This window comes from Metabacillus idriensis (genome assembly GCF_050483325.1).
GTDB classification, from domain to species: Bacteria; Bacillota; Bacilli; order Bacillales; family Bacillaceae; genus Bacillus_P; species Bacillus_P idriensis_A.
This window is the reverse complement of the sequence record NZ_JBCMYF010000008.1, coordinates 120,681-136,206: the sequence shown is the minus strand read 5'-3', so window position 1 is coordinate 136,206 and position 15,526 is coordinate 120,681. Positions and strand designations below refer to the sequence as shown.

15 protein-coding genes are annotated in these 15,526 nt (G+C 41.9%); all 15 read right to left on the bottom strand.

The genetic code is table 11. From position 1 onward, the window contains the following. Positions 1-78: 78 nt before the first annotated feature. The 15 genes from dapA to infB all read right to left on the bottom strand — a co-directional run bounded on the left by dapA (position 79) and on the right by infB (position 15,521). Positions 79-951 carry a 4-hydroxy-tetrahydrodipicolinate synthase gene (gene dapA / locus ABEQ24_RS05490; protein ID WP_430005824.1) on the bottom strand — a complete coding sequence of 291 codons (873 nt, stop codon included), beginning with the start codon at positions 949-951 and terminating at the stop codon, positions 79-81. Positions 952-987: 36 nt separating this feature from the next. Further along, positions 988-2,202 carry an aspartate kinase gene (gene dapG, locus ABEQ24_RS05485; RefSeq protein WP_430005823.1) on the bottom strand — a complete coding sequence of 405 codons (1,215 nt, stop codon included), beginning with the start codon at positions 2,200-2,202 and terminating at the stop codon, positions 988-990. A 70-nt stretch (positions 2,203-2,272) separates the two neighbouring features. Next, positions 2,273-3,316, bottom strand: a complete 1,044-nt coding sequence (asd, locus tag ABEQ24_RS05480; protein WP_430005822.1) for an aspartate-semialdehyde dehydrogenase — start codon at positions 3,314-3,316, stop codon at positions 2,273-2,275. Positions 3,317-3,455: 139 nt separating this feature from the next. Next, a complete protein-coding gene (gene dpaB / locus ABEQ24_RS05475) occupies positions 3,456-4,055 on the bottom strand; it encodes a dipicolinate synthase subunit B (RefSeq protein ID WP_430005821.1) in 600 nt (199 codons plus the stop codon). After that, positions 4,052-4,954 carry a dipicolinic acid synthetase subunit A gene (dpaA, locus tag ABEQ24_RS05470; protein WP_430005820.1) on the bottom strand — a complete coding sequence of 301 codons (903 nt, stop codon included), beginning with the start codon at positions 4,952-4,954 and terminating at the stop codon, positions 4,052-4,054. Before dpaA ends, dpaB begins: the two co-directional genes overlap by 4 nt. Positions 4,955-5,214: 260 nt before the next feature. Continuing rightward, a complete protein-coding gene (locus tag ABEQ24_RS05465) occupies positions 5,215-5,472 on the bottom strand; it encodes a YlmC/YmxH family sporulation protein (RefSeq protein WP_133311028.1) in 258 nt (85 codons plus the stop codon). A gap of 81 nt (positions 5,473-5,553) precedes the next feature. Next, positions 5,554-6,795: a M16 family metallopeptidase gene (locus ABEQ24_RS05460; protein WP_430005819.1), complete on the bottom strand. Its 1,242-nt coding sequence runs from the start codon at positions 6,793-6,795 to the stop codon at positions 5,554-5,556. 56 nt (positions 6,796-6,851) lie between these two features. Further along, entirely contained in the window at positions 6,852-7,811 is a 960-nt protein-coding gene (locus ABEQ24_RS05455; RefSeq protein ID WP_430005818.1) for a polysaccharide deacetylase family protein, read from the bottom strand. Positions 7,812-7,926: 115 nt separating this feature from the next. Then, positions 7,927-10,044, bottom strand: a complete 2,118-nt coding sequence (pnp, locus tag ABEQ24_RS05450) for a polyribonucleotide nucleotidyltransferase (RefSeq protein WP_430005817.1) — start codon at positions 10,042-10,044, stop codon at positions 7,927-7,929. Between the two features lie 266 nt (positions 10,045-10,310). Next, positions 10,311-10,580: a 30S ribosomal protein S15 gene (gene rpsO, locus ABEQ24_RS05445; RefSeq protein ID WP_070877293.1), complete on the bottom strand. Its 270-nt coding sequence runs from the start codon at positions 10,578-10,580 to the stop codon at positions 10,311-10,313. 124 nt (positions 10,581-10,704) lie between these two features. Further along, entirely contained in the window at positions 10,705-11,655 is a 951-nt protein-coding gene (gene ribF, locus ABEQ24_RS05440; RefSeq protein ID WP_430005816.1) for a bifunctional riboflavin kinase/FAD synthetase, read from the bottom strand. 41 nt (positions 11,656-11,696) lie between these two features. Then, positions 11,697-12,611, bottom strand: a complete 915-nt coding sequence (gene truB, locus ABEQ24_RS05435; RefSeq protein ID WP_430005815.1) for a tRNA pseudouridine(55) synthase TruB — start codon at positions 12,609-12,611, stop codon at positions 11,697-11,699. A gap of 76 nt (positions 12,612-12,687) precedes the next feature. Next, entirely contained in the window at positions 12,688-13,044 is a 357-nt protein-coding gene (rbfA, locus tag ABEQ24_RS05430; RefSeq protein WP_070877290.1) for a 30S ribosome-binding factor RbfA, read from the bottom strand. A gap of 15 nt (positions 13,045-13,059) precedes the next feature. After that, positions 13,060-13,338, bottom strand: a complete 279-nt coding sequence (locus ABEQ24_RS05425) for a DUF503 domain-containing protein (protein ID WP_070877289.1) — start codon at positions 13,336-13,338, stop codon at positions 13,060-13,062. Beyond that, entirely contained in the window at positions 13,335-15,521 is a 2,187-nt protein-coding gene (gene infB / locus ABEQ24_RS05420; RefSeq protein WP_430005814.1) for a translation initiation factor IF-2, read from the bottom strand. The genes ABEQ24_RS05425 and infB overlap by 4 nt, the downstream gene beginning before the upstream one ends. Positions 15,522-15,526: the final 5 nt, after the last annotated feature.

Here is a 15,526-nt window from a genome sequence, read left to right as displayed (position 1 = left end):
AAATTCATGTTGGAATTTCACATAATAGTTCGGATTTTCTTTGGCTAAAAACCTTTTTGTCCCAGTCTCTTCTTATTTTCAGATGGAATGGATGACGTTCGTCAATTCATTTCGTTCTGTTTCAGTTAATGAGACGAGCGGCAATCTTACAGGTCCTACGTCAAGTCCTTTGAGCTGAAGAGCCGTTTTAACAGGTGCCGGATTTGGTGCTTTGAATAGCTGTTTCATTACAGGAAGCAGCTGGCGGTGAATTGCGCCCGCTCTTGCATTTTCTCCCGTGTTAAAAGCAGTTATCATTTCCTGCATTTCGTTTCCGATCACATGTGATGCTACAGAGACAACCCCTGCCCCCCCAATAGAAAGAACTGGAAGAGTCAAACCGTCATCTCCTGAATATAAAGCGAAGTCCTCCGGTGTTTTTGAAATTATTTCTGCCATTGCATCCAAATCACCGCTTGCTTCTTTCACAGCAGTCACATTTGGAAGCTCTGCAAGGCGGGCGATCGTATCTGGAGAAATACTTACTACTGTACGTCCAGGTACATTGTAAATCATAACAGGAAGCGCAGTTGCCTCTGCAATTGTTTTAAAATGCAGGTAAAGACCCTCTTGATTCGGCTTATTGTAGTAAGGTGCTACAAGCATCACTGCGTCCACTCCTGCAGCCTCTGCTTTTTTTGTCAAATCAATTGATGCTTTCGTGTTGTTGCTTCCTGTGCCTGCAATAACAGGCACTCTGCCGTTTACTTCAGATACTACATGCTTAAATAAAGCGATTTTTTCTTCTGAAGTAAGTGTGGGAGATTCCCCTGTCGTTCCTGCCACAACTAATGAATCTGATCCATTTTGAATTAGGAAATTCACCAGCTGTGATGTTTTAGCAAAATCAATGTTTCCATTTTTATCAAATGGGGTTACCATGGCTGTAGATATCTTACCAAAGTCAATCATTGTGACACTCCTCTTTTTTTCACTTGAATCTTAGTGTTAGTCCGAGAGATCAAATGCTTCATGCAAAGCGTTGACTGCATTAATCATATCCTCTTCTTTTACCAATACCCAAATTGTTGTATGACTATCTGCGGATTGAAGAATTTGTATGCCCTGTTCAGACAGTGCGGTTACAATTTTAGCCGTTACACCGGGCACTCCGGCAATACCCGCTCCAACGGTAGAAACTTTTGCACAATGCCTTTTGACGGCTGGTTCATAATCCATGCCTCTTAAAATTTCAATCGCAGCATCTGTTACATCTTCTGAGACCGTATAGATGACAGATCTTGGCGTGATATTGAAGAAGTCGACACTGATTCCAGCACGCGCCATGGCTTTAAATACCTCAGTCTGCACCTCGTATTGCCCTTCTTTGGCAGATACATGAATCTGTGTGACATTTGAAACGTTGGCGATGCCTGTGATCAGTCTGTCATTAATGTCACTCCCGAGATTTTCGGAATGATGGGAGGTAACAAGTGTTCCAAGACCATCTGAATAGGTTGAACGGATTCTGATTGGCACTTTTGCCTGCATGGCAATTTCAACAGCCCGCGGGTGAATCACTTTAGCCCCCTGATAAGCCAGGTTGCAAATCTCTGTATAGGTGACCGTTGTAAGAGGCTTTGCATTTTCGACTATTCTTGGATCTGCAGTCATGACACCTTCTACATCCGTAAAAATATCAATGAATTCTGCTTCAAGAGCTGCTCCGAGCGCAGCTGCGGATGTATCGCTTCCGCCTCTGCCGATCGTCGTGATGTCCCCGCTTTTAGTTGCACCCTGGAAGCCGGCAACAACGACCACATCATTGTAGTCAAGCTCTCTTCTGAGACGCTCGCATTTCATATCAAGAATCTTTGCATTTGTATAGTCTTCATTTGTTAAAAATCCTGCCTGTGCTCCGCTCAGTGAAGACGCTGCAATTCCTTCTGACTTCAGCATGCTTGTGAAAACAACTGAAGAGATTGTTTCACCGCATGATAAAAGCATATCCTGTTCTCGCTTTGAAATCGAAGCAGAACCGCCGTATAAAAGATTTAAAAAAGAATCTGTTGCGTACGGGTCTCCGTTTCTGCCCATTGCTGAAACAACTGCAACTACTTTATACTGCTCTTTTAATGCATCACTTATATGTTTTAATGCCATTTTCCGGCCATGATCATCTTTTACAGATGTTCCGCCGAATTTTTGAACGATTATTTTCATCCTTACACCCCGACTCTATACGTAAGAGAAGAGAGCAGGTATTATGTACCCTCGCTCTCTCCTATCCTGCTTATACTAATTTCAATTTAACAAGACTTTCTGCAATCTGAACAGAGTTCCATGCAGCACCTTTTAAGAGATTATCAGACACGACCCACAAATGGAAGCCATTTGCACGATCAGGATCTTTGCGGATGCGTCCGACAAATACATCATTTTTCCCAACACAGTCAGCAGGCATTGGATATGTTTGTGTAAGCGGATCATCCTGAAGAGTAACTCCAGGTGCAGCTTTTAATAGTTCATGAATGTCAAGTACACTGACAGAATCTGAATCAAGTTCAATGTAAACAGATTCAGAATGACCCGTCACAACCGGAATTCGCACACATGTAGCTGCAATTTCAAGGTTTGGCATGTGCATGATTTTTTTCGTTTCATTCATCATTTTCATTTCTTCGAAAGTAAAGCCATTTTCTTCAAACTTGTCAATTTGAGGAATGGCATTAAAAGCGATCTGGAAATGCTTTTTGTCGCCTTTTACAGGGAGAATTTCAGGAGTGAATTCTTCGCCTTTCAAGATTGCTTCTGATTGAGTTTTTAATTCTTCAATGGCAGCAGCGCCGGATCCTGATACTGCCTGGTATGTCGATACGATTACTTTGTTTAAGCCGTGAGCCTGACGCAAAGGTTCGAGGGCAGCAACCATTTGGATCGTAGAGCAGTTTGGATTGGCGATAATGCCGTTATGTTCGTTTAAATCTTCCTCATTTACTTCTGGAACGACAAGCGGTACATGTTCATCCATGCGGAAGGCACTTGTATTATCAACAACAATTGCCCCGTGCTTGACAGCTTCAGGAGCAAACTCTTTAGAAACACTGCCGCCTGCGCTGAAAAGGGCGATTTGAACACCTTCGAAGCTGTCAGGACTTGCAGCCTGAACTTCATATTCCTCTCCTTTAAACATCACTTTTTTGCCGGCTGATCTTGCAGAAGACAATAAAGTCAGTTTAGAAATAGGAAAGTCCCGCTCTTCCAAAGTCTGCAGCATTTGCTGTCCCACTGCGCCTGTTGCGCCAAGGACAGCAACATGATATCCATTAGTATTCATGAATCAAAACTCCTTCCGCGAATATCCGTATACAACCCGGATTAACTTCATCTCATAATGTGTATTAGTTTATCATAGACCAGGTGTATTCATTATACAACCATGATTTTTCTTGCCTTCTATTCTATCAAGAAGCAGGCTATTCGTCATCACGAAATTTTTCAATGATCACCGGCTGAAATTGTGAATGGTCTAATGCTGCTTCTACTGTTTCTAATAATAAGTCCATTTTAGCCACTAAAGAATTCGGCTTTTTAAAAGGGGCATCCTGGCCAAACGGAATAAAATAAATATTCTTTGCGGCCATCAGCTTCATCAGATTGGCACCGTTTAAACCAAGTCCGTCATTCGTCGAGATGCCAAGTACTACCGGTTTGTGATTTCTTAAAGTAGCCTTTGCGGCCATCAGCACCGGTGATTCTGTCATCGCATTTGCAAGCTTGCTCATTGAATTTCCGGTCATAGGGGCAACAACCATGCAGTCAAGCGGAATTTTCGGCCCGAGGGGTTCTGCTCCTACAATGGAATCAATGACTTTATGGCCTGTCAGTTCTTCAATCTTCTTTATCCACTCCTCACCTTCGCCAAATCTTGTGTTAGTGAATTTCACCGTATTTGTGACGACAGGCATGACATCTGCTCCTTCGTCAATCAATCGTTTAATCTGCGGATAAACGGCATCATATGTGCAGTGTGACCCCGTTAGCCCAAATCCGATTCTCTTGCCTTTAACCTTCATGATGATGACCCCTTTCTTTTGGAGAATTCCTCTGTAAGCAGCGCCGCCAATACATTTGCCACAATCTGGCCGGCCGTTTTTGGAGCGACTATCCCCGGAAGTCCCGGTGCGAGCAATGCTTTTATGCCCCTTTTTTCAGCATATTTAAAATCCGTTCCCCCAGGCTTTGATGCAAGGTCAATGATCAATGTGTGAGCCGGCATTTTTGAAATCACTTTTGCCGTCACGATGTGATAAGGAATTGTATTAATGCAGATGTCTATTTGAGAAACTTCTTTTTCAAGATCCTCAAGCTGAAAAGACTCAAGTCCCATTTCTATAATTCGTGCTATATGTGAAGACTTTCTTGCTCCCACCTTCACTTTTGCGCCAAGTGCTGAGAATGTGCGCGCAACACTCATACCTACCCGTCCGAGTCCAAGTACGGCAATTCTTGAACCGTGGATCGTAAAATCAGTGTGCTGAATAGCCATCATAATGGTTCCTTCTACGGTCGGAATAGAATTGTATATCGCAACATCATCTCTTTCAAAAAGCTGAACAAGTTCTCGGTTTGTTCCATCAATTATTCCATCTAAGTATGGATTGCTGATTCCAGAATAAATGATGCAGTGAGGAGGTGTTCTTGCAATCATCTCCTCCGTTAACACTACTTCTTCATTTGAGAAGATTGTATCGACGTGCCCTTCTAAATTCGTTCCGGGAACAGGCAGAATAATGACATCTAATCCTTCAAATTGCACTTCGGCAAGCTTTAATTTCGCGGCTCCGGTAAATCCATGATCCAGCTGGTCAAAGCCTACTAAAAAAAGCTTTGCATCAAGTTCAGTCAATTTCCGTATGACCTCCAGCTGCCGGGCATCTCCTCCAATGACTGCTATGTTAAGTCCTGTTAACATACGGCCCTTTCACCTACTTTTTCGCGATGTATATATTCATATTGATTAAATCCTGATTGAACTTACTTAAACATCTTATGTAATATCAGCGGGCGGGGTGATAGACTTTCCTGCATATAATTATGAGTCAGGCAGTTAACTTTCAGCATGTTAAAATCAGCAGCAGAAAAGCTTCGGACGGCACAGAAATAAGGGTTCGGTTTTCTGCATGCTCTCAGAAACTGATTCCATAGAAAAAAGCGATTGGCGTCCAATCGCTTTCACTCTAAAAGTTTTATTTGCTCATCTTCAATGTCTAGAATAATCATATCTGTGCCGATCTTTTTAATGTGAAGCCAAGGGACTCTTATTTCGCCTCCCTGCTTTCTGAACCCAAACCATTTGACAGACGGAATGACAAGGGCGGTTATTTGACCGGTCTGTTCATTAATCTCAAGGTCGGTCTGTCCTAAAATCCCCAATCTCTCAGCTCTTTTCACATCAACAATTTCTTTACCGCTCAGCTCGCTCAGCCGCATGAAATCACCATCCTTTTTATCATATATATCCATTTGGACATAAAAAAGACCTGCAGGAGAATACCTGCAGATCTTAACTGATTATTGGTTTAAAGCAGAAGGAAGCTTTCCGTCCGGGCTGATCAGAGCAATAGAGTAGTCATCTGTAAATAATTGTTTTGCGAGTGCATTTACATTATCTGCAGTAACTTCATTAATCTTCTCAATCATTTCATCCAGGCTGCGGTGACGGCCAAGAAGAAGTTCGTTTTTACCGTTTCGGCTCATACGGCTGTTAGTGCTCTCTAAGCTGAGCATCAAATTGCCCTTCATTTGCTCAATGCTGTTTGTGAGCTCTTTTGAAGTGATGCCTTCTTTTTTCAATGTAGCAAGTGTTTCCTGGATCGTTTCAAACAGAACATCAAGCTGAGCACGTCCTGTGCCGCCATAAATCGTAAGCATGCCATTATCCTGGTAAGAAGAGTGATAAGAGAAAACGGAATAAGCAAGCCCTTTTTGCTCACGGACATCCTGGAACAGTCTTGAGCTCATGCTGCCGCCAAGTACGTTATTTAATACGATCAGGTCATAAATTTTTTCGTGGCCGACTTGAAGTCCGTCAAAGCCGATGCAAAGATGAGCCTGCTCTGTATCTTTTTTGCGCGCAAGCTTATGAGTCATGAAATCAGGTGCACCAATTTCAGTTCCCTTTTGAGACGTCTCAAACGAACCGAATTGTCTTTCGACCTCTGAAATGAAGCTTTCTGATATATTGCCTGCTACAGAAATCACGACGTTCTCTGGAGTGTAATATTGATCCATATACTCTCTCAATGTGTCGCTCTCGAATTTAGCAAGCGTTTCTTCAGTTCCCAATATCGGATATCCGAGCGGATGATCGCCGTATGTTGCTTTGCTGAGCAAATCATGAACGATATCGTCCGGAGTATCTTCATACATTTTAATTTCTTCGTAAACAACATTTTTCTCTTTTTTCAGCTCAATGTCATCAAACGTTGAGTTGAAGAACATATCTGCAAGCACTTCAAGCGCATAGTCAGAATGTTCATCAAGCACTTTTGCATAATAGCACGTGTATTCTTTTGAAGTAAAGGCGTTTACTTGACCGCCGATGCTGTCAAATGATTCAGCAATTTCCCGTGCTGATCTTGTTTTTGTGCCTTTGAAAAACATATGCTCTAAAAAGTGGGAAATCCCATTGTTTTTTTCATTTTCGTTTCGTGAGCCTGTGCCAATCCACACCCCGATTGCAACTGATCTAACGTGGGGAATATTTTCGAGCACGATTCTTACACCATTTTGGCATGTATACTTTTTAATCAAACTTGTTCCTCCTATCTATCTGTAAGCTCCAAGGATCTGTAATTGTTGTGAACATGTTATTTAGATGCAGGCAGCCGTTCTTCATCCATGAGCATTGAGACAGAACCGAAAGAATGGCCCTTCCGTTTTATTGACTGAATCAATGTTTCTAAACTTCTAGACGAGGAATCAGTAGGGTGCATGAGAATCATAGCACCATTATGAACCTTTTTAAGGACGCGTTCAACTAAAACACCGGGTTCGGGCTTTTGCCAGTCAATCGTATCAACTGACCAAAGGACCGTATCCATCTTAAATTCATCTGCTGCTGTAATCACGTCCTGCCTGAAGCTTCCGCTTGGAGGTGCGAACCAGACTGGGACAGTGCCTGTTATCTCTTTAATGACTTCATTTGTTGAACCAATCTGTTTACGGATTTGGTCTGTTGTGATTCTTGCCATATCAGGATGTGAATAGGAATGATTCCCGATTTCATGACCTTCTTCTTTTAGTTTTTTGACAAGTCCCGGATTTTCTTTTGCCCATCTTCCTTCAAGGAAAAAAGTAGCTTTTACTTCATGCTTTTTAAGCACTTCAAGCATAGCTTGCAGATATTCATTTCCCCAGGCAACATTAATGAGAAAAGCAACCATGGATTTATCAGGGTGCCCTCTGTAAATGGGAGCAGGCGGCAGGTCGGCTAAGTGAACTTTAGGCTTGATCTGTCTGAAGACAAGCTGCTTTTCATTGAACTTCCCTTTTTTCTTCATTTTTTTATACGATTCATCAATATCAACGGTTATGCCATTGTAGCCGGGAGTAGCTTTCCAGACTGTATGTATATGAGCATCCTGTGCAGGCTTTTCATAGTCCTTTGCCTTTGCAGCTATCGCCTGATAAAGCTCATCGGGCTGTTTTACAGCAGAAACCTCTTCAACTTTTATTGTAGACACATAGGCTGATGTATATGGATTCTGTATAACAGCACCTGTTACGATCATAATGAGCGCAATGCTTACTAAATGGAATCTCTTCATGTTTGTCATCCCCCTTTTTACTAGAAAATATGTACAAAGGGGACAAGGTAGAACATGATGAAATACAGGAAAAAATGCAAAAAGAAGCCAGACTAGTTTCTCTGGCTTCTACACTTTAAGAATTTTGCTTTTCTTTTTCTTTCTCCTCACGAAGAACTGCTTTTCTAGAAAGATTGACGCGACCTTGTTTATCAATTTCAGTTACCTTCACAAGCAACTCATCACCGATTTTAACAACATCCTCAACTTTTCCAACGCGCTCTTCTGCGAGTTCAGAAATGTGTACTAAACCGTCTTTGCCATTGAATATTTCAACGAAAGCACCGAACTTTTCAACGCGCTTCACTTTTCCTAAATACATTTGTCCAACAACAACTTCACGGACAATGTCTTCAATAATTTGCTTCGCTTTTTGATTCATTTCCTCATTCGTTGACGAAATAAAGACCGTTCCGTCTTGTTCAATGTCAATTTTAACGCCAGTTTCTTCGATGATTTTATTGATTTGTTTACCGCTAGGTCCGATAACATCGCGGATTTTATCAGGATTAATCGCCATCATTAAGATTTTAGGAGCATATTGAGACAGCTCAGTGCGAGGCTCTTTGATCGTTGCAAGCATTGATTCAAGGATTTCCATGCGTCCTTTTTTAGCCTGAAGAAGAGCTTCTTCTAAAATTTCACGGGATAATCCCTCAATTTTAATGTCCATTTGAAGGGCAGTTACGCCTTTAGCCGTTCCTGCGACTTTAAAGTCCATGTCTCCAAGATGATCTTCCATTCCCTGAATATCAGTCAGCACTGAGTAATGCTCTCCTGATTTTACAAGCCCCATTGCAATCCCTGCTACAGGAGCTTTAAGAGGAACACCTGCATCCATCATGGCAAGTGTGCTTGCACAAATACTTGCCTGTGAGGTTGAACCGTTTGATTCAAGCACTTCTGATACAAGACGGACTGTATACGGGAAATCCTTTTCAGAAGGAATGACAGGCTCAAGTGCTCTTTCGCCGAGTGCGCCATGTCCGATTTCACGGCGTCCAGGTCCGCGCATAAATCCAGTTTCCCCTACGCTGAACAGCGGGAAATTGTAATGATGCATAAAACGTTTTGTTTCTTCAATGCCAAGACCGTCAAGAATCTGCACATCTCCAAGTGCTCCAAGCGTACAAATGCTCAGCGCCTGAGTTTGTCCGCGTGTGAACAGACCTGAACCATGTGTGCGGGATAATAATCCAACTTCAGAAGAAAGCGGGCGGATTTCATCAATTCTCCGTCCATCCGGGCGGACTTTATCTTCCGTGATCAAACGGCGGACTTCTTGTTTAACTAATTTAGAGAGAATTTCTTTCACTTGTTTAAGAGTGTCAGCTTCTGCTTCCTGCTCTTCAAAATGAGCAACGACTGTTTTCTTCACTTCATTAATCGCTTCTTCGCGTGCATGTTTTTCCTGCACTTGAATCGCTGAAAGCAAGTCTTTTTCAGCCATTTCACGGATGCTTGTCTCAAGATCAGCATCCAGAACATATAGTTTCACTTCTGATTTTGCTTTTCCTACTTGAGCTGCAATCTCTTCCTGGAATGCAATCAGACGCTTAATTTCATTATGACCAAACATAATCGCTTCAAGCATGATTTCCTCAGGAACTTCATTTGCTCCTGCTTCTACCATGTTAATGGCATCTTTTGTGCCTGCAACAATTAAGTTGATATCGCTTTTATCCATTTGATCAACTGTCGGATTGATGACAAATTCATTATCCACACGGCCGACAACAACGCCTGCAATCGGACCTTCAAACGGAATGTCAGATACAGTCAACGCAAGGGATGAACCAAACATTGCAGCCATTTCAGATGAACAGTCCTGATCGACACTCATTACAATACTGACAACCTGTACTTCATTGCGGAAACCATCTGCAAACAGCGGACGCAATGGACGGTCAATCAGACGGCTTGCAAGAATTGCTTTTTCACTTGGGCGGCCTTCACGTTTAATAAATCCTCCAGGAATTTTCCCGACGGCATACAGGCGCTCTTCGTAATTGACAGTCAACGGGAAAAAGTCAACTGTTTTAGGTTCTTTTGATGCTGTTGCTGTACTTAATACAGCTGTGTCTCCATAGCGGATCAGTGCCGCGCCGTTAGCCTGTTTTGCCAGCTGGCCAACTTCTACGGTCAATTCTCTTCCAGCCCAATCAATGGAGAACACTTGTTTTTCTTGTCCCATATAAGAATGAACTCCTCTCGTCATATAAGTCACAACATACAATTATGTATTATTATGAACCATTTAAATTCAACATATCAATGTTATTCCGGTATGTAAATAGATCGTGTGAAAATCTTATTGTTTATTCTTATAGAATATTTAAATTTTCGCATTCATTCAAAAGCAAGCGCCTGAAACCCCAGTCTGAAATGATCAGACCAAAACACTCCGCTTTTCTTATTTTAATACACTAAAAAAGCGGGAATTCTCCCGCTTTTCAAAGATTATCGGCGTAAACCAAGCTTGTTGATTAGATCGCGATAACGAGTTACGTCATTATTGCGCAGGTACGTCAAAAGATTACGGCGTTTACCTACCATTTTCAAAAGACCGCGACGTGAATGGTGGTCTTTCTTATGAACACGTAAATGTCCATTAAGATTGTTAATATCCTCAGTTAGGATAGCGATTTGAACTTCTGGAGAACCAGTGTCCGTATCATGCGTTCTGTACTCAGTGATAATTTCATTCTTACGTTCTTGAGTGATTGCCATCCTATTCACCTCCTTCATTTAAAAACCCCAATTACCGAGCAAACGTTGGTGAATCGTTTTGCCAAGCAATGGTTATAAAAGTTACAAGTATTAGAATACTATTATTCGCGGAATAAGGCAAGTGTTAATCTTGCAGATCTTGAAAAAATTGCTCAGCGGAAGCTTTGTCTTTTCCGATCTGCTGGATCAGTTCGTCAATGGAACCGAATTTTTGCTCGCTTCTTATCCGTTTATACCAGAATATAGAAACATTCTTTCCATATATAGATTTATTAAACTCAAAAATATGGACTTCTATGCTTGGTTTTAGTTTTTTTTCATCGTAAAAAGTAGGTTTGTAGCCAATGTTGCATACTCCATTGTAAATCTCTTCCCCTAATTGAAATCTGACAGCATATACCCCTGTAGGCGGGATGATATATGCCCCGTCAAGCTCTACATTAGCGGTTGGAAACCCGATTGTTCTCCCGCGCTTATCTCCGTGTATCACAGTTCCGTTTACCTTGTGAGGCCTGTTCAGAAGACGTGATGCATACTCCACATCCCCGTTTCTCAGTACCTCCCTGATCAAAGTTGAACTGATTTTCCGGTCATGATCTGTCTGCTTCGTAATTGTCGTCTGTTCAAAAGCGCTTCTTGAATGAAACGGCAAGGTTTCCATCGTTCCTTTGCCAAGTCTTCCATAAGAATAATCAAAGCCTGCAATCACGTGTTTTACATTCAGGCGGATAATATATTGGTCTACAAATTCCTGGGGAAGCAATGCTGCAAATTCTTCGGAAAATTGAACGATAAAAAGATAATCAATTTTAAGCTTCTCAACTAAATCAATTTTGTCCTGGATGGTTGTAATCGCTTCGACGTGCTGAATATTTTTTCTTAAAACGACCGAAGGATGAGGATCAAACGTCATAACTGCACTTTTTAATCCTTTTTCTTCTGCAGTTTTTTTTGTTGTCAATATAACTTCCTGATGCCCACGATGAACGCCGTCAAAATAGCCAAGCGCCATTGCCAGCTGGGGCATTTCTAAGTCGTTTAAAGAGTGCGGATGCGTTAGTTTGATCGTTTTCACTCGTGTTTCACCTTTTCTGTATCAGCTTTCTTCCCCCCGTGTCAGATGACAAGGACTTTGGAAGGTTTAAGGAAGTGGTTTTTTTCAGGATGCTGCTTGTAAATAGCAAGGCAGGTTCCCTGTTCATCATATACGGCAATGGATTCCTCAGGCCCATACTGTTCAAAACCAGACGGAACCTCAAGCACCGCACCATTTTTCACTTTCTTTGCTAATGTATCATTTATGGACAATTTGGGCAAATGATTTAAAGCTGTACTGATTGGGATGAGTATGTCCTGCAGTCTGCCCTCTTCTGCCATTTCCTCGATGTCTTCAAAGGTGTGGCATTGATCAATTAAAAACGGTCCTGAAGCTGTTCTGATTAAATGAGACATATGGGCAGGAAAGCCCAATTTTTCACCAATCATGACAGCAAGCGTTCTTACATATGTACCCTTGGAACATTGAACTTTAAAACGGAAAGAAACGGTCTCTTCTTTGATTTCTATGTCAGATAATAGGGTCATTTCGTGAATCGTGATTTTTCTGGATGGGCGCTCAATCGTCTGCCCTGCTCTTGCATATTCGTACAGTTTTTTTCCGCCTATTTTTACCGCTGAATACATCGGAGGCACCTGATCGATTTCACCTGTAAGAGACTTCAGCACTTCTGCGGCATCTTCTTTAGTAATAACCGCATCCACTTTCTTCTTTTCCACAACTTCACCGGAGGAGTCCTCTGTCGTTGTGGAGAAGCCAAGAGTAACTTCTGCTTCATATGTTTTTGATGCTGCCGTTAAATATTCTACAATCTTGGTTGCCCGTCCAAGGCAGACAGGTAGAACTCCTGTGACATCTGGATCAAGCGTTCCGGTATGACCGACTTTTTTGGTTCTGGCAATTCGTCTCATTTTAGCCACACAGTCATGTGATGTCATTCCGGCAGGTTTATTTATTAATAAAACACCTTCCATTGCACGGTTTCCGCCCTTCTTCATCTAAGTAAGATTACATAAACGAAAAGGATAGACTGATGTCTATCCTCTCCCATTAATCTTCCTGCTTGTTTTCTTGATTAATTTCGTGGATCAATGTTTCGATCCGGTTTCCATAATCAACGGATTCATCAAATTCAAAAAGGATTTCAGGTGTTTTTCTCAGCCTTATGCGCTGTCCGATTTCAGAACGGATAAAGCCTTTTGCTTTTGCTAGGCCTTTTAAAGTATTTTCTCTTTTTTCTTCATCTCCAAGAACTGAAATGTAGACTTTTGCAATTTGCAGATCTCCAGACACTCTTACATCTGTTACAGTAACAAATCCAATCCGGGGATCTTTAATTTTCCGGCTGATAATCTCGCCTAATTCTTTTTTCATTTGTTCGCCGACTCTGTTCGCTCGTAAACTCATGCTATCACCTCACTGTTAAAGCCAATCAAACGAGGTTACAGTGCGTTCAATCTCCGGAAAAGAATCAATCATAGCGAGAGCCTTGTTTAATTCTTTTTCAGTTTGAACTTTATTTGATGTGATGGCGACGATGCCAATCTTGGTTCTCTGCCATGTGTCCTGAAAATCAATTTCTGAAACAGAGACATTGTGCCTCTGCTTCAGTCTCATCAAAATGCGCTGTAAAACAGCCCGTTTGTCTTTCAATGATTGTGCATCATAAATCATGCACTCACATTCTGCATATCCAATCACTTGCGCTCAATTTCTTCCATGACGTATGCTTCGATGATATCTCCTTCTTTGATATCATTGAAGTTTTTAATCGTGATTCCGCACTCATAGTTTTGCGCAACTTCTTTTACATCATCTTTAAAACGTTTCAGAACGTCTACTTCACCTTCAAAGACTACAACTCCGTCGCGAATAACACGGATGCTGCTGTCGCGGGTGATCTTTCCGTCTGTCACATAAGAACCGGCAATTGTACCGATTTTAGATACTTTGATTGTTTGACGGACTTCGACTTGACCGATGACTTTTTCTTCAAATTCAGGGTCAAGCATTCCCTTCATCGCTGCTTCAATTTCTTCAATTACTTTGTAGATGATGCGGTGAAGACGGATGTCTACTTTTTCTGCATCAGCCGTTCTCTTAGCATTCCCATCAGGACGCACGTTAAATCCGATAACAATCGCGTTTGAAGCAGAAGCTAAAATAATGTCAGATTCTGTGATTGCTCCAACGCCCGTAAGGATGATTTTCACTTTCACGCCTTCTACATCAATTTTTTGAAGAGAAGCAGCCAAAGCTTCAGCAGAACCTTGAACATCTGCTTTCACGATCAGGTTGATATCTTTGATATCGCCTTGTTTAATTTGTTCAAACAGATCATCAAGGCTTAATTTCGCGCCTTCTTTACGCTGTTCATCAAGCTGTTTGCTTGCACGCGCTTCTCCAACCTGGCGGGCTTTTTTCTCATCAGTGAAGACCATGAACTGATCTCCTGCCTGAGGAACGTCGTTAAGACCTGTAATCTCAACCGGAGTTGAAGGTCCTACTTCTTTCACACGGCGTCCAAGGTCATTGACCATTGCACGGACACGTCCGAATGTATTGCCCACTACGATTGAGTCGCCTACGCGGAGTGTGCCATTTTGAACAAGGAGTGTTGCAACTGAACCGCGGCCTTTATCAAGCTGAGCTTCAATAACCGTTCCTGTTGCAGCACGGTTTGGATTTGCTTTCCATTCTTCTACTTCACTTACAAGAAGGATCATTTCAAGCAATTCATCGATTCCGTCGCCTGATAAAGCTGAAAGCGGAACAAAGATTGTGTCCCCGCCCCATGCTTCAGATACTAAACCGTATTCAGTCAGTTCCTGCATCACGCGGTCAGGGTTTGCCGATTCTTTATCCATTTTGTTTACAGCAACAATGATTGGAACCTCAGCCGCTTTAGCATGGCTGATTGCTTCCACTGTTTGCGGCATAACGCCGTCATCAGCTGCTACGACAAGGATTGTGATATCTGTTACTTGAGCACCGCGGGCACGCATTGTTGTAAACGCAGCATGTCCTGGAGTATCAAGGAATGTAATTTTTTTGTTGTTTACAACAACCTGATAGGCGCCGATATGCTGAGTGATTCCTCCAGCCTCGCCTGCTGTTACTTTTGTATTCCGGATTGAGTCCAGTAAAGTTGTTTTACCATGGTCAACGTGACCCATAATTGTAACAACCGGAGGACGGATTTGAAGCTGATCTTCTTGATCCTCTGTTGCATAGCCTTCAAATTCAGTTACGTCAAACACGATAACTTCTTCAACTTCCACACCATACTCGCCTGCAATCAATTCGATTGAATCTTTATCAAGATCCTGATTGATTGTTGCCATGACGCCAAGCATAAATAATTTTTTAATGATCTCAGAAGGCTCTTTATGAAGCTTTCCTGCCAATTCTCCTACTGTAAGGCTGCCTGTGAAAGTAATTTTGCTCGGCATTTCCTTTTTAGGCTGAACAGGTGCTGCTCCCTGAGGTCTGCGCTGATTATTATTGCTGTTGTTTTTCTTATTGCCGAAATTTTTCTTGTTATTATTGTTGCGGTTATTATTGTTGTTTGATTTTCCCTGCTGGCTGAAAGGCTTGCTGCCGCCTTTTGCTGCTGGTTTAGATGGATTTGCCGGTTTTGTGTTGTTAGTATTCTCTTGTTTTTGCATAGGCGTTTTGTGATCTTCCCTTTGTTTGACAGAAATGGATTTAGTTGTTTCTTTCTTATCTGCCTTGTATTTTCCGTCCAGTTTGACAATGATATGATCGTCAATTGTTGACATATGGTTGCTGACTTCAACATTCATACCCTGCAGGGCTGTAATAACATCCTTGCTTGATATGTTTTGTTTTTTTGCATATTCGTAAACTCTCATTTTCGTCATATGGT

Coding starts and splice junctions, on each gene's coding strand:
- infB (WP_430005814.1), bottom strand. CDS start 15,521: ATGACGAAAATGAGAGTTTACGAATATGCAAAAAAACAAAACATATCA.
- truB (WP_430005815.1), bottom strand. CDS start 12,611: ATGGAAGGTGTTTTATTAATAAATAAACCTGCCGGAATGACATCACAT.
- ABEQ24_RS05455 (WP_430005818.1), bottom strand. CDS start 7,811: ATGAAGAGATTCCATTTAGTAAGCATTGCGCTCATTATGATCGTAACA.
- asd (WP_430005822.1), bottom strand. CDS start 3,316: ATGAATACTAATGGATATCATGTTGCTGTCCTTGGCGCAACAGGCGCA.
- dapG (WP_430005823.1), bottom strand. CDS start 2,202: ATGAAAATAATCGTTCAAAAATTCGGCGGAACATCTGTAAAAGATGAT.
- dapA (WP_430005824.1), bottom strand. CDS start 951: ATGATTGACTTTGGTAAGATATCTACAGCCATGGTAACCCCATTTGAT.
- dpaA (WP_430005820.1), bottom strand. CDS start 4,954: ATGTTAACAGGACTTAACATAGCAGTCATTGGAGGAGATGCCCGGCAG.
- rbfA (WP_070877290.1), bottom strand. CDS start 13,044: ATGAGTTTACGAGCGAACAGAGTCGGCGAACAAATGAAAAAAGAATTA.
- pnp (WP_430005817.1), bottom strand. CDS start 10,044: ATGGGACAAGAAAAACAAGTGTTCTCCATTGATTGGGCTGGAAGAGAA.
- dpaB (WP_430005821.1), bottom strand. CDS start 4,055: ATGAAGGTTAAAGGCAAGAGAATCGGATTTGGGCTAACGGGGTCACAC.
- rpsO (WP_070877293.1), bottom strand. CDS start 10,580: ATGGCAATCACTCAAGAACGTAAGAATGAAATTATCACTGAGTACAGA.
- ABEQ24_RS05465 (WP_133311028.1), bottom strand. CDS start 5,472: ATGCGGCTGAGCGAGCTGAGCGGTAAAGAAATTGTTGATGTGAAAAGA.